The 24,082-nt window shown below is 55.5% G+C and carries 14 protein-coding genes; 11 read left to right on the forward strand and 3 right to left on the reverse strand.

The window, feature by feature from the left end; genetic code table 11:
* Positions 1–17 precede the first annotated feature (17 nt).
* A complete protein-coding gene (locus ABD796_RS34210) occupies positions 18–1,820 on the forward strand; it encodes a right-handed parallel beta-helix repeat-containing protein (protein ID WP_344917021.1) in 1,803 nt (600 codons plus the stop codon).
* A gap of 74 nt (positions 1,821–1,894) precedes the next feature.
* Here ABD796_RS34210 and ABD796_RS34215 read toward each other — a convergent pair whose 3' ends face one another.
* The gene (locus ABD796_RS34215; protein ID WP_344917024.1) at positions 1,895–3,022 is read right to left on the reverse strand and encodes a substrate-binding domain-containing protein; all 1,128 of its coding nucleotides are present in this window, start codon (positions 3,020–3,022) and stop codon (positions 1,895–1,897) included.
* A 161-nt stretch (positions 3,023–3,183) separates the two neighbouring features.
* Between ABD796_RS34215 and ABD796_RS34220 the strand changes: the two genes are divergently transcribed.
* Both ABD796_RS34220 and ABD796_RS34225 read left to right on the forward strand, forming a co-directional pair.
* The gene (locus tag ABD796_RS34220) at positions 3,184–5,475 is read left to right on the forward strand and encodes an alpha-L-rhamnosidase-related protein (RefSeq protein WP_344917027.1); all 2,292 of its coding nucleotides are present in this window, start codon (positions 3,184–3,186) and stop codon (positions 5,473–5,475) included.
* Positions 5,476–5,868: 393 nt separating this feature from the next.
* Entirely contained in the window at positions 5,869–7,149 is a 1,281-nt protein-coding gene (locus ABD796_RS34225; protein ID WP_344917029.1) for an ABC transporter substrate-binding protein, read from the forward strand.
* 29 nt (positions 7,150–7,178) lie between these two features.
* On the opposite strand, the gene ABD796_RS34230 is transcribed toward ABD796_RS34225, so the two are convergent.
* Positions 7,179–7,997 carry a helix-turn-helix domain-containing protein gene (locus ABD796_RS34230; protein ID WP_344917031.1) on the reverse strand — a complete coding sequence of 273 codons (819 nt, stop codon included), beginning with the start codon at positions 7,995–7,997 and terminating at the stop codon, positions 7,179–7,181.
* A gap of 99 nt (positions 7,998–8,096) precedes the next feature.
* Between ABD796_RS34230 and ABD796_RS34235 the strand changes: the two genes are divergently transcribed.
* The 8 genes from ABD796_RS34235 (at position 8,097) to ABD796_RS34270 (ending at position 23,355) form a co-directional block, all read left to right on the forward strand.
* Positions 8,097–10,193, forward strand: coding sequence for a family 20 glycosylhydrolase (locus ABD796_RS34235; protein WP_344917033.1), 2,097 nt, complete (start codon positions 8,097–8,099; stop codon positions 10,191–10,193).
* 288 nt (positions 10,194–10,481) lie between these two features.
* A complete protein-coding gene (locus ABD796_RS34240; protein ID WP_344917035.1) occupies positions 10,482–11,849 on the forward strand; it encodes an extracellular solute-binding protein in 1,368 nt (455 codons plus the stop codon).
* Positions 11,850–11,894: 45 nt separating this feature from the next.
* On the forward strand, positions 11,895–13,217 hold the full coding sequence (locus ABD796_RS34245; RefSeq protein WP_344917037.1) for an ABC transporter substrate-binding protein: 1,323 nt from the start codon (positions 11,895–11,897) through the stop codon (positions 13,215–13,217).
* A gap of 21 nt (positions 13,218–13,238) precedes the next feature.
* Complete coding sequence (locus tag ABD796_RS34250; RefSeq protein WP_344917039.1) at positions 13,239–18,665, forward strand: carboxypeptidase regulatory-like domain-containing protein; 5,427 nt, start codon at positions 13,239–13,241, stop codon at positions 18,663–18,665.
* Between the two features lie 77 nt (positions 18,666–18,742).
* On the forward strand, positions 18,743–19,750 hold the full coding sequence (locus ABD796_RS34255; protein ID WP_344917041.1) for a Gfo/Idh/MocA family protein: 1,008 nt from the start codon (positions 18,743–18,745) through the stop codon (positions 19,748–19,750).
* Between the two features lie 367 nt (positions 19,751–20,117).
* Complete coding sequence (locus ABD796_RS34260) at positions 20,118–20,447, forward strand: ArsR/SmtB family transcription factor (RefSeq protein WP_344917043.1); 330 nt, start codon at positions 20,118–20,120, stop codon at positions 20,445–20,447.
* Positions 20,444–20,866 carry an SRPBCC family protein gene (locus ABD796_RS34265; protein WP_344917045.1) on the forward strand — a complete coding sequence of 141 codons (423 nt, stop codon included), beginning with the start codon at positions 20,444–20,446 and terminating at the stop codon, positions 20,864–20,866. Before ABD796_RS34260 ends, ABD796_RS34265 begins: the two co-directional genes overlap by 4 nt.
* 233 nt (positions 20,867–21,099) lie before the next feature.
* The gene (locus tag ABD796_RS34270) at positions 21,100–23,355 is read left to right on the forward strand and encodes an ATP-binding cassette domain-containing protein (protein WP_344917047.1); all 2,256 of its coding nucleotides are present in this window, start codon (positions 21,100–21,102) and stop codon (positions 23,353–23,355) included.
* Positions 23,356–23,566: 211 nt separating this feature from the next.
* Here the strand turns inward: ABD796_RS34270 and ABD796_RS34275 are convergent, their stop codons facing one another.
* Positions 23,567–24,025, reverse strand: a complete 459-nt coding sequence (locus ABD796_RS34275) for a VOC family protein (RefSeq protein ID WP_344917049.1) — start codon at positions 24,023–24,025, stop codon at positions 23,567–23,569.
* Between the last annotated feature and the right edge of the window lie 57 nt (positions 24,026–24,082).

A 24,082-nucleotide genomic window follows, 5' to 3' on the forward strand; every position in this document is an offset into this window, starting at 1 on the left:
AAGGGAGGATGAAAGCAATGACAAGAGGGCCATCGCAACAAAAGGATGGGCAGGAGGAAGAGGCGGGACGGCATCAGGATTCGGATCGGGATCGGGAGAGGCAGATTAGCCGTAGAAAGGTGTTGACGGCTTTGGCTGCGGCCGGGGTCGGATTGGCCGCGGGAGGCGCGGCATTCGGTCCGTCCGCCCGCGCGGGCGCCCATTCGGTAACAGAATCGACGTACGGCGGGACAGGAGGGACGTCCCCGGCCGACGGGTGCTCCTGCTGCTGTGTCAATATTATCGACTATGGAGCCAAGGGAGACGGGTCTGACGATGCGGCGGCCATTCAAGGAGCGCTGGATGCCGCCCGGGCCGCGGGGAAGAAGGTCTGGATTCCCGAAGGACGCTTCCGGATCGATACCGCTCTGTCCGTTCCTTCTCACATGGTTATGGACGGAACCGGCGAACTGTTTACGGACGTTCCCAATCTGAACCTGATCGAAAGCATCGACACAGTAAATGTGACGATAATGAATATTCGGCTCACTGGAAGCGGTTACGGAATACAGCCGCCGAATACGATCGGTACTCCGAACATTGCCGGTTCCGGCAGCGGCATCGTCTTCGCCAAAGTAATGAACGGACGGATCGAAAATGTGAAAATTACCCGTTGCGGTGGCGACGGGAACACGCCTGATCGAAACGGAGTGGCCGGAGTCTGGTTGACCTTCGGGTGCCAAAACTGCCGCGTTGTCCGGTGTGCGGTGACCCATTGCCGCAATGCGATCAATGAAGACAACTATTACGGACTGGAGCCGTTCGACAATACGTTCGACAACAATGTCGCGGAGGATTGCCGGTTCGGATTCGTAACGGACTGCACCACAGCGGCCAGAGGGCTGAAGATCATAAACAATACGGCGAAACGGTGCGCTTACGGCGGCATCGATATTAACAAAACCGGACATGTGCTGGTGCAGGGGAATACGTTGGAGGAGTGCGGCTTGACCGGTCAGCCGGGGGTGTTTGCCAGCGCAATTACGGTGTACGGCTCGGTCAATTTCCGTGTCAGTCACGTGAGTATTTACGACAACGAATGCTACAACAATTGGGGGCGGGGCATAAAAGTCGCGCAGAACACCTACTACTGCAAAATCCATGACAACACGATTGTCGGCAGCCGCAATTCGGGCGGTATTCTCATTCAGGCTTCCCGTTATTATTCGGTGAAGGGCAACACGATCGTCTCATGCACGGGAACGGCGCTGTATTGTAATCCTGTTGTCGTCGGAACGACACCGGTGGGGATCGACCAGTCGATCGTCGAGGGGAATATAATCCACAACAATACGCAGCACGGCATCTATATGGAGCAGGCTTTAAACGTCAACATACGGGGCAACCGCATTAACAACAACGGCTTGCAGGCGGCCAATATGTTTTACGGTATTGCGCTGGCAAGCGGCAGTACGGGCAATATTATCGATGGCAATATCGTCACCGGTTCGAACCATAAGGCGGGCATTGCCGCGCTGGATGCCAACTCGAAAAAAAACATCGTCGTCTCCAACTATTCGCTCAACAATGCCGTGAACATGCAGTTCGTCTCCCAAGAGCAATTTTTCACCAATAATGGCGAGGACCGGACAACGAGCGGCTCCTCCTATATCGGCGCACTCGATTTGAAAACCGGAGACGCCCCGATCTTCCTCCGTACGAGCAGCGGAGTGCCGTCTGGCACAAGCGGAGCGGAAATGGTCGTCGATGAAGCGAATAAGCTGCTGTACATCAATTGCGGAGGGGTGTGGTACAAAACCGACACGCTCTCTCCCGCCTGAACGAATCGCGAGGTAGGCAATACGAAAGGACCTCCGCCTCGGAAGGTCCCTTTCGTATTGGTCGTTCTTATCGCTTATCGCTTTGACTCCGGGGCCGCCGTGCTGCCGCGTACGATGAGCCGGGGCACAATCTCATCCTTGACCAAGTAGTCTTTGTCTTCCGCCTGTTCGAGCAGCAGCATTTCCACGGCGCGAATCCCGAGCTGCCGGGCGTTCTGATCGATAGTGGTCAAGGGAGGGGACAAATAAGGCGACACGGCCAAATTATCGTAACCGACGACGCTCATTTGCCCCGGCACGTTGATCCCCATATCCTGCGCCGCCCGGAGGACGCCGATCGCTTTCGTATCGCTCGTAGCGAACACGGCGGTAGGGGGCTGCTCCAGCGCCATCAGGCTGCGAAAGCCGGCATAGCCCATGTCTTCTCTCTCCTGTTGGCCGTCCACCGTAACCACCAGCTCGGGATCGAGCGGGATGCGGTGCTGGTTCAGAGCGAGCTTGTACCCTTGAAGACGCAGCGAAAACTCCTGGTTCAGCTCCAGCTGCGTTTTGCCGGTCAAAATAATGCCGATCCGTTCGTGGCCCAAGGCGAGCAAATGCTGCGTCGACAAGTAGCCTCCGGTTAAATTGTCCGAGATGACGTAAGGTAGACGCAGGTGAGGATAGTAGAAGTGGACCGTGACCACCTTGTGGCCTTCCTCTTTCCAGCGGCTTAACGTATCGAGACTGAATTCCCGGGCGTTCGGGACATGCGTCAGGAGGATGAAACCGGCGTTTCTGTCGTCGGGCAGCCGCAGATCTTCATCCACCTCGCTGATGCTGAAGGCGATGCCGTTCCTTTCGCAGCATTCGTGTATGCCCTCGAACATGTCGCTGAAAAATCGGTGATTGAAGTTGTGGGAGTTGGAACGGGGATGAATAAAGTACACTTTATCCATAGACCCGGTATCCGCGTGTTCCGGGATGTTCCCGGCATGCTCCATGACAAAGGAACCTTTGCCCTTTACCCGATAGATCAAGCGGTCTTTGGCCAGCTCCGTAAGCGCACGGCGCGAAGTGATTTCGCTGGTGTTGTACTGTCTCGCAATCTCTCCTTGAAGCGGCAGAGGAGTGTTCGGCGTTAGCTTGCCGCTCAATATTTGCTGCTTCAGGTCGGTATAGATCGTTTTGTATAAAGGAACGAATTTATCATCTTTGGTCATGCTTTAATCACTCCTTGAATATAAAGTATACTTAAAAACGAAAGGATTTCAAGCAAAGGCTGGTTGACTTCACGAATTACGTCAAGAAAAGTATGTTTTTCAAGACGAAACATATGTTTTTCACTATTACGATCACTGCCTGCAAAAAGGAGTTGGACGAGATGAAAGAGTGGAAGGCAAACTGGATTTGGGACGACTCGGCGAAAGGGAAACCGAATGTATATATCGAGGCGAGAACCTGCTTTTCGCTGCCGGCAATTCCCGATCAGGCCACCCTGTGCATGACGGCCAATCAGGAATATGTCGCGCTGCTGAACGGCAGAACGGTAGGCAGAGGACCGTCACCGGCGGACAACGGCTGGCAGTATTACGACTCGTTTGAGGTTGGAGAATGGTTGGTCGAAGGGGAAAATGTTCTCGCCGTGCTGGCGTATAATTTCGGCACGAAGGAAATCGCCACCCAGCAGTTTCAGGGGCCCGGCGGACTGCTCGCCCAGCTCGACATCCGGATAGGGGAAGCGAGCCTGTGCATCGGCACGGATGAGACGTGGAAGCTCCGCCGCTCTCCGCGGTGGGTGCAGGCGGTATCCCGACAGCACCATTGGAACGGCTACCGGGAATTGTACGTGGCCGACAAGGAGGATGGCTGGGAGCTGGCGGGGTATGAGGATGCCGGCTGGGCGCATGCCGATGTTGTGGCGCTCGCGCTGCAAGCGGACGGTCCTTGGCCGCGTCTGCTCGAAAGGGAGATCCCGTTTTTGCTGCGGGAGCCGAGATGGCCGGAGAATATCGTTGCGATCGATGCCAACTATGGGGCGGTTTCGGCAAGCGAGTCCATGCTGGGTCCCGGCGAGCACGACAGAGCGATGAGTATGGAGGCGGAGCGTCCGGGAGCGATGCCCGGCGTCGTGTTCGACTTCGCCCGCGAAGCCGTGGGCTATATGGAGATCGTCGCGGACGCCCCCGAAGGAGGCGTGCTGCAAATGTTGTACGGGGAAACGTTGGATATGGCTCTGCTCGATACTTTTGTGCTGAAGAAGGGACGAAATGTGCTGTCCCCTTTCGGGAGAAGAGCATTCCGGTACGTCAAGCTCGTGCTGCAGGCGGCGCCCGAGACGGTGCGCCTTCGCCGGTGCATGCTTCAGCAAGTCCGCTATCCGTTTGCGCAGCAAGGTCGCCTGGAAACAAGCAATCCGGTGCTGAACCGGATCTGGGACATCGGCCGGTACACGACGATGATGAACAGCCAGGATCATCTGGAGGACTGTCCGCTGCGAGAAAAAGCGCTATGGGTCGCCGATGCCGTCGTGATGGGCAAGCTCATCGCCTACACGTTTGGAGATAAGGCGTTGGTGCGCAAATGCTTGCTGCAGGCGGCGCGAATCCAAAATGCCGACGGCTCCATCCCTGGAACGGGACCGGAGCGGAACACGTTCCTGCTGCCTGATTTTTGCGCTCATTGGTTGTTTGGGGTATACGACTATTGGCGCTATACGAAGGACGAACGGTTTTTGGCGGACGTGTGGGAGCCGATCCGGCGTGTGCTTGGATGGTTCCACGCCCAACTTGACGAAACGGGCTTATTTGCCAAAGCGGACCGGCCGGGCTGGTGGTGCTTCATCGATTGGTCCGACGACATTGACCGGCGCGACCGGGTGACGGCTATCTCCTGTTTTTATTACAAAGCGCTGCGGAATGCCGAGGAGATGGGGGAAGCACTGGGGCAGCCGGAGCAGGCCCGGCTCTGGGGAGAACGAGCCCTGGCGTTGCGAGAAGCGATCCGCGCGCATTTGTGGCTTGACGATGCCGGAGCGTTTGCGGATTGCTTAACGGATAAGGGGCTATCCTCCAGCATAACGCTGCAAACCAATTTCGCAGCTATTTGGTCGGGCGTGATGACGCAACCGGAGGCCGGCCAATTTCTGAACGAGTATTGGAGGACGGGAAGACTGCCGGACATCAAGGGGGCGTTTTTTTACCATATTGTGCTGGAGACGCTGTTTGCCTTGGGACAGGAGGAGATCGCCTACGAGGAAATCGCGGCATATTGGGGAGGCATGCTGGAACGTGGAGCCACCAGTTGGTGGGAAGTATTCGATCCGCATTCGCCGGATTGCACCTTGCCAAGTCCGTATCAGGGCAACACGCCGACGTATCTGATGGATCACGTGCCGGTCAGTCTTTGTCACGGCTGGGGAGCGTCCCCCACGTATCTCCTGACGAAGCACGCCCTTGGCATTAGCGTCGACGAGCTTGGGGAGAAAACGGTTTGCTTGGCGCTCGCGTCAGGTACGTTGCAATGGGCCAAGGGAGAAATCCCTACGACGTTCGGCATCCTGAAAGCGGAATGGAGCAGGAACGCGGAGGGCCGCATCGACTACTGCCTCTGGCTGCCGGAAGGCTTGCAATGGGACGGGGCGTCCCCGGCGAACTGCGAGGTGCGGTTGATGTAAAGCGGCTTACAAGAAGTAAAAAGAGAGTCGCGTCGATGAGGCCACTGAAAAAGTCTTCTCCCCTTCTTTCAATGATGCAAAAAGACCGTTCTTTGCCTGTGAGATGGCTTAAAACGGTCTTTTCGCTGTTTTTCTGTACCATTAAACGGAAGAGCATCGATGCTTAACGGAAAAAACGGTTTTTTTCAGTGGCCTCGCGCAGATCGCGGCTTTTTTTGCTTTCAGGCGTTTCGCACGCAGGCTGCTGGCTGATAGCCTGCGGCCGGTTGTCTTGAAATGAAGTGCATAAAACATGACGCCATTATCCATAGGCAGGCATGTTGCATTTTTATACGATATACGGGAGCGCTCTCATTACCATTAAAAAGCTTTCCATATACGAGGGGGACAGTCATGGTGAACATCAAGCACGTTACGTTAGGCTCGCTGCTCGGTCTTGTTCTGATTGCAGGCTGCGGAAGCAAGGAGGAGAGCGACGGCGCTTCGAAGGAAGAGAAGCCTGATCCGGTTACCGTTACGGCGGCTGTGGACGGAGCCTACAACGAAGCGTTCGACAAATTGCTTACGGAGTATTTGAGGACAAAATACCCGCATATTACGCTGAACATCATGCGGCCCGCCGACGGCAATACGCTCGATAATCTGCTGATCGCCGGGACGGTGCCGGACATTATTTTCACCTTTAACGGAAACCTCAGCTCCTATCGTACGAAGGGGTTGCTGTACGATATGAACGCACTGATCCGGGACAACAAGTTTAGTCTTGACCGCTTCGAGCCGAACTATATCGCCGATGTGCAGATCGCTTCCACAAACGGCGAATTGTTTGCCTTGCCGTATGAAACTACGTTTCACGCGCTCTATTACAACAAAAACATATTCAATAAGTTCGGCGTCGAATATCCGAAGGACGGGATGACGTGGGCGGAAACGGTCGAGCTCGGCAAAAAAGTAACCCGTTATGAAAGCGGGACACAGTACCGCGGACTGGACCCGGGCGCCGGAATTATATGGATATCGCAGCCGCTATCGCTCGCCGCCGTCGACTACACGACGGACAAAGCGTCGATCAACAACGAGCCGTGGAAGCGCCTCTTCGAACTCGTAAACCAGATTTACTCCATCCCGGGCAACAAGCCGGCAGGCAATGTGTTAAACGAGTTTACGAAGGAGAAGACGCTCGCGATGGTCGCGCATTTGAACATCTTTTCGGTGCTGGAGGCGGCCGAAAAGGACGGCATGGAATGGGATGTGACCCAGTATCCGAGCTTTCCTGAGAAGCCGAATACGTTCGGCAATGCGAGCGTTTACGTCGGCACGATTACTCAGTCGAGCAAGCATAAGAAAGAGGCGCTACAAGTGCTGGATGTGCTTACTTCGGAGCCGTTCCAGACCGCGAGAGCGAAGTCAGGCAGCATCACGACACTGAAAAGCGCCGAGGTGACGAAAGCGTTTGGCGCCGATATGTCGTTCCTGAAGGGCAAGCATGTGGAGGGCATCTTCAAAAGCAAGCCCGTCAAGTACCCGATCTCTTCGCAGTACCGATCGAAGGCCGAGGTGATCGCAAAGGCGAGATTCGACGATTATGCAGCCGGGAAAATCGACGTGAATACGGCACTCGCCCGTGCGGAAGAGGAGATCAATAAAATGGTCGACGCGGAAAAAATGAAGTGACGTAAGGCGCCGTACAGGCGAGGCTTGGTTCAAAGGTGATATGCTTTGCGGTATTGGGACGGGCTTATATTCAGTTTTTTGGAAAAAATCCGGCTCAAGTACAGCCCGTCTTCGTATCCGCATTGCTCCGCGATTTGCTCCAAAGTCAGCTTCGTCTCCGCGAGCAGGGCGCGGGCTTGGCTGAGTCTCAGGGAAGTTACATAGTCGGAGGGCGTCATCCCGTACGCCGCCTTGAAGCGGCGGGTCATCTGCACGGCGCTCAGCCCTAGTCCGGCCGACACGGTCTTCATGCTGAAGGCGGTGAAGCTGACTTCCCGGAGCAGGCTCTCCGCTTGGCGCATCAAAGGGTCTGTCTGCCGCTTTTGTTTTTGCTGCGATGCCGAATTCGTTTCCCAGGCATACAACTGCCACAAATCTTGCAGCAGAAAATTTCTGCGGTAGACGCTGGCCGAATCTTTCCGATCGATTATTTTTTTCAAATACTGGCAGGTCGAGGACAGCCTCTGCGTATCCTGGATGACGCACTTGCCTGCGGCAGCGGGCGACAGCTCATGCTCGTGCTCGATTTTCGACCCGTCGTCCGCGTACAAATCGAAGTAAACGGCCAAAAAGGTGAGCGGGCTGACGATTTCCCGTTCCATCAGCACGTCGGGAGGACAGAGCACCAGATCGCCGAACGTGGCCGTGCCGCGATGACTGCTGATTTCGAATCGGAAGCTTCCGCTTTCGGGAATGAAAAGCGTCCATGTTTCGTTCGGCTCTCTTGTGTAGACGAACTGCCCTTTTTTATCCCATCTGACTATGATGTGGACATGGGAAGTCTGCTCGCCGATCGCATAAGGCTTCATCGCCCGCACCTCCTGATGTAAATGATACCGCGAACTTGCGCAGCGGCTCCAAAACTATGTAACAATTATAAATTCGATGCGGAATGAAAGGAAGTCTTCATGATAAACTCGATTCCCACCCTGATCCCGGCGCCGAAGCGGATGTGCTGCGCCGGAATACGAACGCTGGACGAGGGTTGGACCGTTACGGTGGAAGCAGGCGCACTTGCGTCGGTTGTGACGCGAACGGCTTTACGTCAGTTAATCTTCTGGCTTGCCGAGCATTGGAGCGGAAAGGTGCTTGCTCCGCATGAGGCGGGCGGCGCCGGGAATCCGGAAGAGCAGCCTCCTTACCGGATTCGGCTGGAAGAGACGGAGGCGTGCTCGGAACGGTACCGCCTCACAGCCGGGCCGAGCGAATTGCACATTGCCGGAGGGCCCACAGGCATCTTGCACGGCGTACAGACGCTGATTCAACTGCTTCAGCCCGGGACGTCCAGCGGCTTGCTTCGTTTGCCTCTCGTCGAGATCGAGGACGAGCCGGATATTCCGATCCGGGGAATGTTCGCGGAATGCTCCTGGGGCTCCGATCTGATGGAACTTGAGGACTGGAAGGCTATGGTCGACGAGATGGTACACTTCAAGCTCAATACACTCGGCATCGGCATCTATGGCTGCTGGGGCAGCCGTTATCCGGCGGACGCCAACAGCCGCTCGGAATTTTTGTTCGCACCGGTTCTCGACGATCCGGGGGTGCTGCCCGAGAGGCGAATCGGATATTTCGATCCTGTTGCCAAACGGACGGCGATCAAGACGTACCGTCCGACGCTGTACGAGAACGACGGATTCGGTCAGCTAGTTGCTTATGCGGCGGAACGGGGGATCCGTGTCATCCCGCAATTTAACGGCCCTGGCCATTCGCTCCTGCTGCCCCGGCTGTACCCGAACATATCGGCGGTTGACGAGCGGGGGGAAGCGACCGGCTACGGCTATTCGCTGACGCATCCGGATACGTTTCCGCTGCTGAAACGGATGATGAAGCGCGTTATTGACCGGTATATGCTGCCCTACGGGCAAACCTGGTTCCATATCGGCATGGATGAAATAACCGGATGGAGCGCCGCCGATTTGGCCGTCCATACCCCCAGGCAGCTGCTGGAGCTTTACTTGACAGAAATAGGCGGTTATTTGATCGCAAACGGCATCGAAAAGGTTATGATTTGGCACGATATGGCGGAAAGCTTGACCGGATTTGACGAATCGTTCGAATCGCTGCTCGAGAAGTGCGGACTGGCCGGGAAACTCGTGATCCAGTGGTGGAACTACACGATGCCCGTTTGTTCGGTCAAGCAGGTTCGCGGTGCGGAGGGTTGGGTGGCGCCGAGCACGGGGTACATGTCCGGGATGTTTTATCAGGACTACGTAGACAATGTGGAGAACCGGGTTAACGAAGGAGTCGAGCAATCGTTTCCAGGTGCGGTGGCTTACACGGTGTACTCGCCGACGTTTCGCCGGAACACGGCGTATTTGGCGGAGAAATGCTGGAATACGCGAAGAAGGGATGCTGCGGAGTTCGATCGCACATACGCCGCCTGGATCGTATCCGACGAGCCGGAATGTTGGGCGAAAGGGATGAGCGCTATGCGCAAGCTGTTCGAGTATTCTTCCACGTTCACGTTACTGGCGGAGATCGGCGTGTTCTTCAGCAGCGCCGATAGCATTCGTGCGTACCCCGCCGGTATCGTTCGCAGCGTGTTGGCTACGGACGGGGTTCATAAGGCGTACCGGGTGACCCGAGCGCTGGCCCGTAACGCGCTGCTGTCGTTCGAGCAGGGCAAGGCGGTACCCGGCCGGGAATACGAGCTGCGGGTGATCCGTTTCGAATGCAGGAGAGTGGCAGGACTGATCGATGGGCTGCTCGGACTCTCTGACGCCGTCCGCGCTATGGAACGGTTGAGAAACGGTCCGATTGCCGGACGTTGCGGGTTGGCCGCCGTGGGCGAACGGCTGGAGCGAGAGCTTGATGCGCTGGATCGTTTGCTGGCAGAGATGCAGGGGGTGCTGCCTGCTTATATGGTTTTCGTCGGCTTGCGGGAGTATATGTTTTTGCGCGAGGCGATGCGAAAGCAGGCGGAGCAGCTCACGCTTTTGAGCAGGGATGAGGCTATCCTGCGCGGTGAAGCTGATGTGCCGCTGCCTTGCGTATACGAGAGGTAAAGCTTGCAGGACGTTCGGACCCGATCAGGTCCGAACGTCTTTTTGTTGTGACTCATAAAATAGTTGTAAAAACAAAAAGAGACTCATTAAATAACAATTGACAGCGCTTTATCGCCCTTATAAACTGACATCAAGGGAGTAAATTACATAAATAACATATAGTGACTCATAAAATAAAATATTTTATGAGTTGGAGAGAGCTATGGAATCTGAATCGGAAACGGGGTGATAGCAGCCGGTATTCCTCGGAATCAGGTCGTACGATATTTAGGCAGAGGTGTTATCCACATGAGAAGAAGACCGTCGAAAGAACAATTCGAGCAACAGATCGAGCAGATCGCGAAGGCGCTTCGCGACGAGATGATCGCGGGGAAGCAGGCTGCGGGAAGCTTCCTGCCGCCCGAGAAATCGCTGGAAGCGCGATTCGGCCTGAGCAATTACTCGATCCGGCTCGGGCTTGAGCAGCTCGTGCGGGAAGGATGGATCGAGAAAATTGCGGGCGTAGGAAATCGCGTCGTAGCGGACCGCCCGCAAGTCAAGCTGACGATAGCCTGCGAGAACGTGACGCTGCGAAATTTGAAGCTAACGGGGCTGGTCGAACAATTTCAGCGCCTATATCCGTGGATCCAGGTGGAGTTTCTGTTTATGCCCAGCCCGATACCCGGAACGGATCTGTCGGAGCGTAAGCTGGCAGGGGATCTGGTTTTGCTGGATAACGTTCAGTTTCAACTGCTGTCGGAGAACCGTTTGACCCATTTGCTGGAGCCTTTATCCGAAGCTAACGAATTGTATCCGCAGTTTACGAAGCATTTCAGCATGGAGGGCCGGCGTCTGCTGCTGCCGATCATCCTGTCGCCGCTCGTGCTCTGCTACAACAAGGCCCATTTCCGGGAAAGCGGATTGGCGGAGCCAAACGGCAGTTGGACCTGGAACGACCTGATCCGCCACGCGGAGCTGCTGTACGACGGCAAGGGGAGATACGGGTTTTCCCTCTACATTCAATCGATGTATAGGTGGCCGCTGTTTCTCATCCAGAGCTGCGAATGGGTTGAGGGAAGCGGGAAGGAATCCTCGCATATCCGCAATTCCAGGCTGTTGGACGGCCTCAAGCTGTGTAAGGACATTTTGCATAACCGGAAGGCGGTTCCGCTCTACTTATCGGAGAACAATGACGATGTTTACCGGATGTTTGTGGAAGGGAAGCTGTCCATGACGCTGAACACGTATATGGGCTTGAACAGCTGGAACGAGGCGGAGATCGAATACGATATTTCGCCGGTCCCTTATATGGACAGCCCGAGGACGCTGCTGATTACGCTGGGGGCGGGGATTAACAGTAGCTCCGGACACAAGGAGGAGGCAAGGCTGTTCGTCGATTTTTTGGCTTCGAAAGAGGCGCAATCTTACATTTATCAGCACACGCTGAGTATTCCCGGACTGGCGACTTTGCCGATGGAGCCGGGAAACAGGATGATTTATACGCCGAGCCGCTATATGCTGTTCCGCGAAACGATGGGATCGTTTCGAACGCATGCCGATACGCGCATCTCGTTCGCGGCCTTCCAGTCGCTGTCTAGCCAGTTAAAGCTGTATTGGGCGAATATGATCGATGAGGACGAATTAGGCGAACGATTAAGTGAAGCTTTGAGCGATTAAGAGCTGCTGCATACGGAAAAAGCAGATTAGATGGGGGAGAACCATATGGGAATTCGAAAGAAGCTGGCATCGGTTGGAGCAGTTGTAATGATTGGAGGCTCCAGTATTCTAGTAAGCGCTTGTTCGAATCAGGCGAGCAAGTCGGACCCGGGGGGAGCCAAGGCGCCGGATCAAAAAGAACCGGTGGAGCTCGTCTTTTATTCCCAGGTTCCGGACTATGACGAGACGTTCATGGATACGTTCGGAAGCAAAATACAGGCCAAGTACCCGCATATAACCGTCAAGCACAAGCCGGCGGGAAGCAACAAGCTCGACACCATGATTACGAACGGCGATACGATCGATGTGCTGTTCATGTCGATCGGCCAGGCCGATTCCCTCATTCAGTATGGATTGCAGAACGATATTTCGGAGTATATGGCCAAAAGCAAATTCGATTTGAGTCGGTTGGAACAGACGGCGGTAGAGCTGCAGAAAGGTTTTGCGAACGGCGGCATGTACGGGCTGCCGGTATTTACGAATACGCTGGCGCTTTTCTATAACAAGGACTTGTTTTCCAAATTCGGCGTAGCCGCGCCGAAGGATGGAATGACCTGGAGCGAAGTATACGATCTGGCGAAGCGAATGTCCCGTACGGACGAGGGAACCCAGTATTACGGCCTGGCGATGTCATCGTCGGCGAACTTCGCCTTAAATCAGTTCGGCGCCTCGTATATCGACCTGAAAACCCGGAAGGCGGCCTTTACTTCCGAGCCGTTCCGGAAAACGATGGAGCTGCTGGCGGGCGTATCGAATATTCCGGGCAATGGGCTAAATGCGCAGAACTGGAGCCTCGGCCCCCAGCAGAAGCTGTTCCCGGACGGCAAGGCGGCCATGTTTCTGCACTTTGCGGTGTACGGACTATCCAACTACAAGGATGCGCTGAATTGGGACGTAGTCTCGTATCCTCAGCTCCCGGATAAGCCCGGAATGGGCGCGCAGACATATCCGACTTACTTCTACGTTACCAAAACGAGCAAGCATAAGCAGGAGGCCTTCGATGCGATCGCTTATTTGACTTCGGAGGAATTCCAAAATCATTTGGCCCGCAAAGGGATGCTGCCGATTCTTAAAAACCGGGTAGCCGGCATGGCCGAATTCGGCAAGGAAGTGCCTTATTTGAAAGATAAAAACGTGAAGTCGCTGATCCCGGAAAAGTTCGCCCCGTCGCAGTTCACTTCCGTCGACGTGGTGAGGGCCCAAACTCCAGGCCATACTTTCTTTTTTAATGCTTATCAGAAAGCCGTGCTCGGACAGGAGGATATGAATACAGCTTTGCGGAGCGAAGGCGAGAAGCTCGATCAGAAGCTGGCGGAGCTGTTCAAGTAACGAGGGAAAGAGGGATGGGGCATGGGAAAACGGTTCAAGTTCCAAACGGCGGTTTGTCTCGCGGCAGTTCTTCTACTACAACCGGTCGGGGTTATTCCTCCTGCCGCCGAAGCGGCTTCGGGCGGCAGCGGGTTGCTGGCGGAGGCCCCTGAGCCGGTTGCCTACGATTCAGGCAAATGGGCCGTGCTTCCGAAATGGGGATCGGCACCTGCGATCGACGGTTCCCTGGATGAGACGGTATGGGGAAGCGCTGCGAAGCTTGGCGATTTCAAAACGGCTTTTTACAGCCAATCCTTGTCCCAAGAGGCGGAATACCGCGTCGCTTACGACGATAATCAGCTGTATATCGGCGGCAGTATTGCCCTCACGGAAGCGGATACACTTGCGAGCATAGACATTCTCCTTCGGCCGTCCGCCGGGGCTGACGATTATTATGCGGTGAAAATTCCGCTCCCGACCGCACAGGCTCCCGTCCTGACAACGATCTGGAACCCGTCGCCTGACGTGGCCTATTTAGCGGCGGACGAAGGCAAACATGTCGTCGGGGCGTTTACGTACGCCACATCGGTACAGTCGGATCGCCGAATCGTGGAGGCTGCCGTACCGCTTTCCTCGATTGCACCGGGAGGCGTGTTGGCTGGAGATGAATGGCGGTTGAACATTATGCATGTGCACAATCTATACACGCAGCCGCTCAGCTCCTGGGTGCCGGTCCGGCAGTCCGATCACTGGCATAATAGCGGTCCGGATGCCCGTATGCGGGCAAGCGTGATCGATCAGGATCGGATGGGAACCGTCTACTTCTCCCGGCTGCCGGAATCGATCGTGGGGGGCGGAACAGCGATGCTGCCGTGGCACCCGAACGAAGCGGGCACGGAGCTGCTGTATCGAGGATTTACGGAGAAGAGGCTGAAGACGACGCTCACCGCTTTACAAGCTGATGGACTCGGCCAGATGGACGCTCAAACGCTGAAACAGTCTTCCGTTGAGTTGACGTGGAAGGAGCCGGGGGGCGTATGGCAAAGCCTGGGCCAGTATGCATGGAGCGAAGACGGGGGCTTCCTTCAGCTGGATTTCCAGCATCCGGCTCCGCTTGCCACCGGAACGTATCAACTGGGTATGGTTTTCACGCCCAACCCGGCAACCGGGAAAGGGGTAGCCCGGCTCACGTTCGACCGGGAGGCGCTCGTATCGGCAGGCTCCTCTGCCTATGAACCGGAGCCGGAAACGCGGGTGACAACGCTTGTATATCGTTCGCCGTCCGCCGAAGTGCAGCGGATCAAAGCGCTGATTCCACCGCAGCCGGGGTTCATTTTCGTCGGCCTGCCGGAAATGCCGGAGCTGTATCCGGGCGGATTATACACGTTATCCGCGGACGGGCTAAGCTTGAAAGCTTCGCGCACCGGGACCGTGTATCCGAACGCGCAGTTTGTAGAGGACAAGACGCTCTCGGTCACAAATGCGAAAGGCGAAACGGTCTCGATCCCGTATTACGAGGATGCTTCCGGCAAGCGGTATTTCATTACGGCTCATTTGTGGTATTTGCAAAAAAGCCGGGCGATCTCGCAAACGGCGGCGCTCTTGAAGTCCGATCCGCTTGGCGCGGCACGCCTGCTGTACGCATTCGCCAAAGCGTACGAAGGCTATAATCCGACCGTCGACCGGGTGGCGGGCAGTTTTCATGCGAATTTGTCGGCGGATAAACGCTCGGGCCCTCCGTACGCTTATTGGGGAGGCATATGGGAGCGATGGTGGTACAGCGATCTGCCCCAACTGACCCCCTTAATCAAGGCTTATGCCGAACTGAAGCGGACGAACGCGTTCGCGCTGCTGAATGCGGAAGCCGGCGAAGATGTCGAGCAGCGGATCGTTCAGGGGATGATCGTGCCGACCGCGGAATTTGTGCTGACGTATCCCGACTATTTGGGCAATATGTCGTTTCAACCGTGGAAAGGGCTAATCGAAGTAGGCAAGGCGCTCGGGGAGCCGGACTATATGCATCGCGTCGTCGAGCTGATCGGAAGCCTGGCGACCCGAATGTTTCTGTCGGACGGCTATTGGCAGGAGGTGACGCCCAGCTATCACTTGCAGACCGTTAACGGGCTGAGGGACGTAGCAAACCAGCTAAAGGGCTGGAGCGATCCGCCCGGTTACGTATCGCCGCGAACCGGCATCCGGTTTGACAATCTCGATATGGAGCAGTTATTCCCCGTCATCCGGCGGGCGGTGGACAATGCGAACAAGCTGGTATATCCCGACGGAAAAGTGGTGCCGATCACCGATACATGGGCGAACAACAGACCGCCCGATCCGCAAATCGACGCAGGCTCCTTCCTGCTGCCCGCGGCCAAAATCGGCCGGCTGGCCGGAGGAACGGGACCGGGGCAGACGCAGCTGTATATGGGTTTCCAGCCGAAATACGGCCATGAGCATTACGACCCGCTGAACTTGAACTTGTATGCGAAAGGCCAGGAGCTGCTGCCCGATCTCGGCTATACGCATAATTCGTTTTACCGCTGGTTTGCGCTATCGACGATGGGCCATAACACGGTTGTGGTCGACAGTAAAAATATGGTGAACGGCGACAAGGCGAAGCAGGGCGGCAACGCAGAGGCGTTCGTAACGGAAGGCGGCCTCTTCCAGGCGATGCGCGCCGACTACAAGTCAGCGTACGGCGTGACGGAGACATACAGCAGGGAGCCGTGGTTCGTGCCGTTCGAAGGTGGCGGCGGCGAGCAGGGTTATGTGCTGGATCTGTTCCGCGTCAAGGGAGGAAGCCGGCATGAATATACGCTGCAAGGAGACGCAAACCGCGATGCCGAATTTGCGACGGATATGCCGCTTACCGATTACGGGCCGTATTTGCTCCCTCCGGGGACGAACGTGGTGCAGCCGACGAGCAATAGCGACAGCGGCAGTGCGGAAGGGCAGTACCCGGGATATATATACGTACGCGATGTGAAGCAGGCGCAGCTAAACGGCGACCGTTACGAGGTGACGCTCGTCACGCAGTCGGGCGGCAAGGAGCAGGCGAAACTGAACATAACCGGCTTGCTCGAGCCGGGCAGTAACGAGCTGTACTTGGGACGTTCTCCGTCTCTCCGTTCGATCCGTCTTCAAGGCTCAGCGATGGATAACAACGACGAAGTGGTGAAGTACACGATGCCGAAGCTGGTGCTGAGGCGGGACGGAACGAATCTGCAGAGCACGTTTATGACTGTGCTGGAGCCGTTCCGCGGACGCGAAGCCCGAATCGAAGCGATAGACCGGCTTCCGCTCGAGCAGGCTCCGGAAGGAGCGGCGGCGGTGCGGGTCGTCTACGGGGATACGACGGATATTTTGCTGAGCAATCCGGCGCATCCGGAGCTGCCGATGACGACAGGCGATGTGACGATGGTCGGGGAGATGGGGCTGATCCGGCTGAAGGACGGGGAAGTACGGGAAATGTCGCTATCGGGCGGTACGCTGCTTCAGAAAGGCGATCGGCAAATCACGGGAGCGGGCCTCGCGATGACGGGTATCGTCGGCGGTACGAAACGCGCCGCGAAAGGCGACGCCTACGATGCGCTCGTTGTGGACGCGGCGATTCCCGAAGCCGCGGCAGGCGATTATATATTCGTAAGCGCCCCCGATCACAGCACTACAGGCTTTCAAATCGGGCAAGTGCTGCGCGATGGAGCGAAATCGATCGTTGTGCTTGCCGAACAAGATCCGGGCTTCGAGATAATGGAGGACGGCACGTCCGGACAAACGTTCTATCCCGGCCGCAGTTGGACGGGAACCCATACGTTCTCTTGGTCCGGTACGGTAAGCGCTCAAGTTTACGGGGGGCCGCCTCCGCTCACCAGCTCCGTCACCGGCGCCGTTTACACGGAGAACGGCACGCCGATACCGGGGGCGGCCGTTCATGTGACCGGGTATACCAACCTTGCGGCGGTCACCGATGCAAACGGGATGTTTACGATCCCCCATATCCCGGCCGGCAAACAGCGGGTAACGGCATCCAGCGACGGGTACGCGAGGAACGTTTCGGATGCGGTATATGCCGCTCCCGGCCAAACGTCGAATGTGTCGCTCACGCTGAGCAGCTTACCTCCGGTGCTGAAGGAGGTAACGCCCGCTCTAGTGGCGAAGGGAGATCCCGTGAACGCGACGGGAAATAGCGATGGAACGGTTCATTTGGTGCCTGCGGGTACGCCGCCCGTCAAGGCGTCCATTGAAACGGTGAGCGCGAGTGTGTATGGTGCGAGGGCGCAAGCGACGGCAAACGTTCCGGCCGTATTGAGCACGACCGCCCTAAGCGGTGGCAAATACAGCGTGTATCTGATCAACGACAGGGGTTTGGTGTCCCCGAGCAAAGAGATCGTTATTCTGCCGACCGATGTGGAGAGGATGGAGGACACAAGCCCGTACATTACGTATGTCGGCAAATGGGAGCTTTTCAGTTCGTCCAACTATTCGGGCGGAACATTGACGCTGGGCCGGGAGAAGGGAGCCTATATGGAAATTCCTTTCTATGGCGCTTCCGCCAAGGTCATTGCGGATCTTCACACCGCGCGCGGCAAAGGGAAGATTTATGTCGACGGGGTCTATGCTGCCACGATCGATTTCTACAGCAGCCCGATCCGCTACAAGCAGGAGGTGTTCGATACAGGGCCGCTGGAAGAAGGGGTGCACGTCATCCGATTGGAAGCGCTCTGGGAGAAACAACCGAGTTCGACCGGCTACAACGCTTCTTTCGATGCGCTGCAGGTGATGCCGTCGGACGTTCGCCTTACGGGAGTAACTGCGGGAGCGCTCGTACAGGGCGATGCTTTGACGGCTACAAGCTCGCGCAGCGGCACGCTGTATCTGATTCCGGCCGCTACTCCGGCCGAACGCAGCGAGATCGAGCAGGCAGGCGCGGGCGCAGGAGGGAGGAACGTGCCGGTCGCGGCTGGCGTGCCGGGATCACTGAACACGAGCGGCCTGCCAGTAGGCTGGTATCAAGTGTATGCGATCGATGCGAAGGGCATAGTATCCCGCGGATCGGATGCTATCGCCATTGTCGCCCCGCAGCAGCAGCCTGCTGTCGTAGAAGATAGCGATCCTATGGTGCGGTATACCGGGGATTGGCGATCGTACTCCTACTCCGCTTACTCGGGCGGTACGATGAAGTTGGCTTTCGAGAAAAACGCTTACGCGGACATTCCTTTCTACGGCACAGCGGCAACGCTGGTCACCGACCGTCACACGGCGCGAGGCAAAGGCGCGGTTTATGTCGACGGCGTATATGCAGGAGTCATCGACTTTTACAACAATCCGATTCTTTACAAGCAAGAAGTGTTTCAGACGGGGCCGCTTGCGCCAGGGGCGCATGTGCTGCGAATCGAAGCGTTGTGGCAGCATGCCGCCGGCTCGACGGGCAATGTGATACCGTTTGACGCGCTCAAAGTAACGACGAACTAATAAAAGATACAGATAAAGCTGAAGGGGAATGCCGCTTGATCGGCTTCCCCTTGTCTTTTCAAGAGAGGATAGATGTTATGAAACCATACCGGGCAGTTGTCATAGGAGCAGGGATCATCGCGAATACCCACTTGCAAACGCTGCATCAAAACGGAAGAACCGAGCTTGCTGCGGTTGCGGACATTAATCGGAGCAGGGCGGAACAGCTGGCTTCGAACTACGCGATCGCCGCCTATACCGATTACAAGGAAATGGTGGCGGCGGAGCGGCCGGATATCGCGGTGATCACGCTGCCTCATTTTCTGCATAAAGAAGCGGCCATATGGTGCGCCCGCCAAGGCTGCCACGTGCTCGTCGAGAAGCCGATGGCGATGAACGTGCAGGAATGCTTCGAGATCAACGAAGCGGCTCGCTCCAGCGGCGTTACACTCGCGGTCGGCCATATGCAGCGCTATTACCCGGCCATGGTCAAAGCCAAGCAAATCATCGAATCGGGAAGGCTTGGAAGGCTCATTATGATGACCGAACGCAGATGGGGTGATTACTTTGCTGTTAATCGTCCGGCCTGGTTCCTGAATAAGGCGCAGTCGGGGGGCGGGATCGCTATCAATATCGGCAGCCACTCGGTCGACAAGCTTCAATGGCTGACAAGCAGCCGGGTTACGAAAGTTAAGGCGAGTCTTACGTTTTTCGGAGAAAGGGGAGATGTGGAAGGGAGCGCGAATCTGCTTATGCAGACCGAATCTAGCATTACCGCAAATGTTGCGCTCAGCGGTTACCATAACGTGATGATGAACGAAATGGATCTGCTGTTCACGGACGGCCAATTGAAGCTGGAGGGCAGCCACAAGCTGTGGATCGGTGACAAGATAAGGAAGTCGTTAGAGCCGGTTGAGCTGGAAGGCGAGCCCGATGCATTTCAGGCTCAATGGGACGACTTGCTGAATGCGATCGAGCGTGGGTGCGAACCGGGAATATCCGGAGCCTACGGCCAGAGCATCGCCGAGGTTGTCGCTGCGATCTACCACTCCCACGAGTCAGGTGCGGAGCAAGCGGTTGAAGGCGCAGGATCATCGGCCGTGTAGAAGACTGGCGAACAAGTGGTTTGTGTCGATCCTAAATTTTCCACAAATAGCTTTAAGCATGCAATGATTCTAGATGATGCATACTTGAATCGCAGGCTAAAGAGAATGAATTGATGACGATAATGAGGGGAAATATGGACGGTAGTCTATAAAGGGGTCATCCGCTTTATGAAAACTGGATTTCTTAAGTTTAAAAATGGTATTGACACGACACCATGTGGTGTCATAAAATCAAACAGACACCAAATGGTGTCCAATTTGCGGTTAGTCATTTGGAATAGTTGGGAACCTGAATAAGTTTCACTTGAAACTACAAACAATGAGAAGAAGGAAACAAAGGAGTACGCAATATGTAGGAGAGGGTGTTGTGAGCGAAAACAACCAGTTGCGGGATGTATTTGACGCGATTGCAGATCCAACCAGGCGCCGATTGATTCGTTTGCTGGCAGAGGCAGAGGAGATACCACTTCATGAATTGACGGTGCAGTTTGAGATGGGCCGAACAGCGGTATCCAAGCATTTGACCATTCTTAAAGAGGCCGGATTGGTGCTCGACCGAAAAGTCGGCAGAGAAACAAGATTTAGGCTAAACGCCTCTCCGCTCCGAGAAATTCAGGATTGGGTCGCTTTTTACAACAGGTTTTGGAGTACGAATATGCTGCGCTTAAACCAACTATTAGAGGAGGAAGAAGAATGAGTTTATCCTTGTCTTTGGATTTTCAGTACACGACATCGATCGAGAAGCTGTGGACTGCCTTAACCGATCCGAACAAGCTGGCGAAATGGGTAGTCAACATCCACTCCGGTCAGGCGATGGAGAATGATTTTAAGCCCGTCGTAGGACATCGTTTTCAGTTTCGCACGCAGCCGACCGAATGGTGGGATGGACTTATTGAAGGCGAAGTGCTTATCGTGGACGAGCCAAACCGAGTGTCCTATACCTGGGCCAGCGGAGGGGAGAAGCACACGGTCACCTGGACGCTGCAGGACTTAGGGGAAGGCAAGGTTAATCTTCATCTTGACCAAACCGGATTCTCCAATCCTCAAGGAGTCGAAGGAGCCAAGTATGGCTGGGGGAAATGGTGCGGCGAGTTGGAAAAGGTGTTGGACCAATAAACGCAAGCTTGACCCGAATCCGCATAAACCGGCTGCATGTAGGTGGCAGCCGGTTTATGTCTGCTTCGGACCCTCCGGCCGAATTTAGCAGGCTGCTTACGGATAAAGAGAGGGAACGCTATATCGCCACCCGGATATAACAAATGGGGCGAAAATTCAGGTTGCCTGTTTTACCAAGCGCGATGAATGGTACAATGGGACAGGAGTAGGCACTTTATCGGAAGGATGGTAGCATGAGCGAATCGAATCAGGAGCATATTGTAATTACGGGTGCCAGGGAAAACAATCTCAAGAACGTATCCTTACGCATCCCCAAGCGAAAGATCACGATCTTCACCGGGGTATCCGGATCCGGGAAGTCCTCGATCGTCTTCGATACGATCGCCGCAGAATCGACGCGATTGCTGAATGAGAACTTCAGCTTGTTCGTGCGCAATTTCCTGCCGCGCTATCCACAGCCGGATACGGACGCGATCGAGAACCTGAGCATGGCTGTTATTGTGGATCAGAAGCGGCTAGGCGGCGGCTCCCATTCTACGATGGGTACAATCACGGATATTTCCCCCATTCTCCGTCTTCTCTTCTCCAGGGTCGGCCAGCCCCATGTCGGGCCGGTGAACCTGTTCTCGTTTAACGATCCGCAAGGCATGTGTCCCGAGTGCAACGGGATCGGCCGCAGGCTGGGCGTCGACATGAGCAAGGCGCTGGACAAGTCCAAGTCGTTGAACGAAGGGGCTATCCTGCTGCCAGACTATTCGGTGGGCGGCTGGGAATGGAATATGGTCGTGCAGTCGGGGGACTTCGACCTCGATAAGAAGCTGAGCGATTATTCGGATGAAGAACTGGAGCAACTGCTGTATGCCAAGGCAAGGAAAATCCAGATGGATTTCGCCGGCAAGGCAACGAATATTACGGTGGAAGGCGTCATCGAGAAGTTTACCAATAAATACATCAAGCAGGATGTGAAGATGAAGTCCGAGCGCACGCAAAAAGCGGTAGCGCCGTATATCACCGAAGGTCCCTGCTCTAGCTGCCGCGGTGCCAGACTCAATCAAGCTGCGCTAAACTGCAGGATCAATGGACTCAACATTGCGGACATGTCCTCCATGGAGGTCGGACACCTCATCCGCATCATGCGGGAGATTGACAATGCTGTCGCTGCGCCGATCGTCAAGTCGCTGGCCGAGCGGCTGCAGCATCTGGTGGACATCGGACTGGACTACTTGACGCTGGACCGTGAAACGGATACCTTGTCCGGCGGCGAGTCGCAGCGCGTCAAGATGGTCAAGCACCTGAGCGGCAGCCTGGTGGACGTTACTTACATCTTCGATGAGCCCAGCGTTGGTCTGCACCCTCGTGATGTACACCGGTTAAATGAGCTGCTGCAGAAGCTGCGCGACAAGGGCAATACCGTGATTGTCGTCGAGCATGATCCCGATGTGATCAAGGTGGCGGATCATATCGTCGACGTCGGGCCTCACGCCGGCAGCAGAGGCGGTACCATCGTGTATGAAGGAAGCTTTCAAGGCCTGCTGGAAGCAGCTACTCTGACGGGTGCCCATATGAAGCGGCCGTTTCGGCTGAAGCACGATTGTAGGCAGCCGTCCGGCAAGCTGTCCATCAAAGATGCCACGCTGCACAACCTTCGGAACGTAAGCGTTGATATCCCGACAGGAGTGCTGACAGTGGTTACGGGTGTCGCGGGCTCGGGCAAAAGTTCGCTGATAAATGAAGTATTCCTCGGCCAGCATCCGGATGCGATCGTCATCGATCAATCGGCGGTAGGCGTGTCAACACGCTCGAATCCTGCAACCTACACAGGCATAATGGATGATGTGCGCAAGGCGTTCGCTGCCGCAAACAAGGTGAATCAAGGCTTATTCAGCTTCAATTCCAAGGGGGCTTGCGAGAACTGCCAAGGACTGGGTGTCGTATATACGGACATTGCCTTCCTCGATAGCGTGAAGCTGCCGTGCGAAGTATGTGGAGGCAAACGTTTCAAGGAAGAAGTGCTCGCGTACAAGCTAAACGGCAAGTCCATCGCAGAAGTGCTGGAGATGACGGTGGAGCAGGCATTGGAGTTTTTTCAGCTGAAAGAGGTTGTGCGCAAGCTCCAGGCGATGAGCGACGTGGGGCTGAACTATATCACGCTCGGCCAACCGCTCAGTACGCTTTCGGGCGGGGAATGCCAGCGCATTAAGCTGGCAAGCGAACTGCATAAGAAGGGCAGTATCTACGTGATGGACGAGCCGACGACCGGTCTGCATATGTCGGATATCGGTCACCTTCTGGAGATCATGAACCGGCTCGTCGATGCGGGCAATACGGTGATCGTCATCGAGCACAATCTCGACGTGATCAGCCAAGCGGATTGGATCATCGATATGGGACCTGACGGAGGCAGCAAGGGCGGCCAGGTGGTGTTCGAGGGAATGCCTGAGCAGATCATCCATGCGGAGCAGTCGATCACGGGAAAATACTTGAATTAATACCTCTTACGTATGCATAGGGCTGCGGTAGATGATAGCTCCCCTTTAAGTTGACCGGTTTTATCAAAAACCGCTACTTGGAGGGGAATTTTTTTGCCCAAAAAGGAATGGATGGGCTCGCAAGATCACGAACCCATCGATACGTGGACGAACCGGACGGTTCATATTCGAGCGGGAGCGAATTTCAATTGAGGATGAAGGTTGGTTACCATCAAATTTCCTTTTGATGTCCTCGAATGGCCGCTTCTTCCGAGGTCATCGTGACAATTTGGAAGACTACACCGAACTTGTCGGTAACGACGGCAACCCCGGGGCTAAAATGAGTTTGTTGCAGCGGGGTCTCGACCTGACCTTCTTGCTTCAATAGCTCGTAAAACCTCTTCGTTTTCTCGATTTCGTTGGTCGTAATGCAGATTTGGACTTGGTTTCCGCTTCGATGAGGAATGCCGGGACCCATATCGGCAACCATGATTTTGGCCATGCCGACTTGTAAAACCGCATGTGCTACCAAATCCTTCATACTGGCAGGCAGCGGGGATGCGGGATTTTCCGGTGCGTCACCATAGGTTTGACTGAAAAGGACGGTTGCCTCCAATGCATCTTTGTAAAATTCGATAGCTTGTTTTGCATTTCCGTCCATCATGAAAAAAGCGGTCAATTGTACGGTCATCGTCATACAGCTCCTTTTTACTCAGCTATTCAGCTGGACTTGAATCTTATTGTATCC

The sequence above is a fragment of the Paenibacillus hodogayensis genome (genome assembly GCF_039536325.1).
In the GTDB taxonomy this organism is placed as follows: Bacteria; Bacillota; Bacilli; order Paenibacillales; family NBRC-103111; genus Paenibacillus_AB; species Paenibacillus_AB hodogayensis.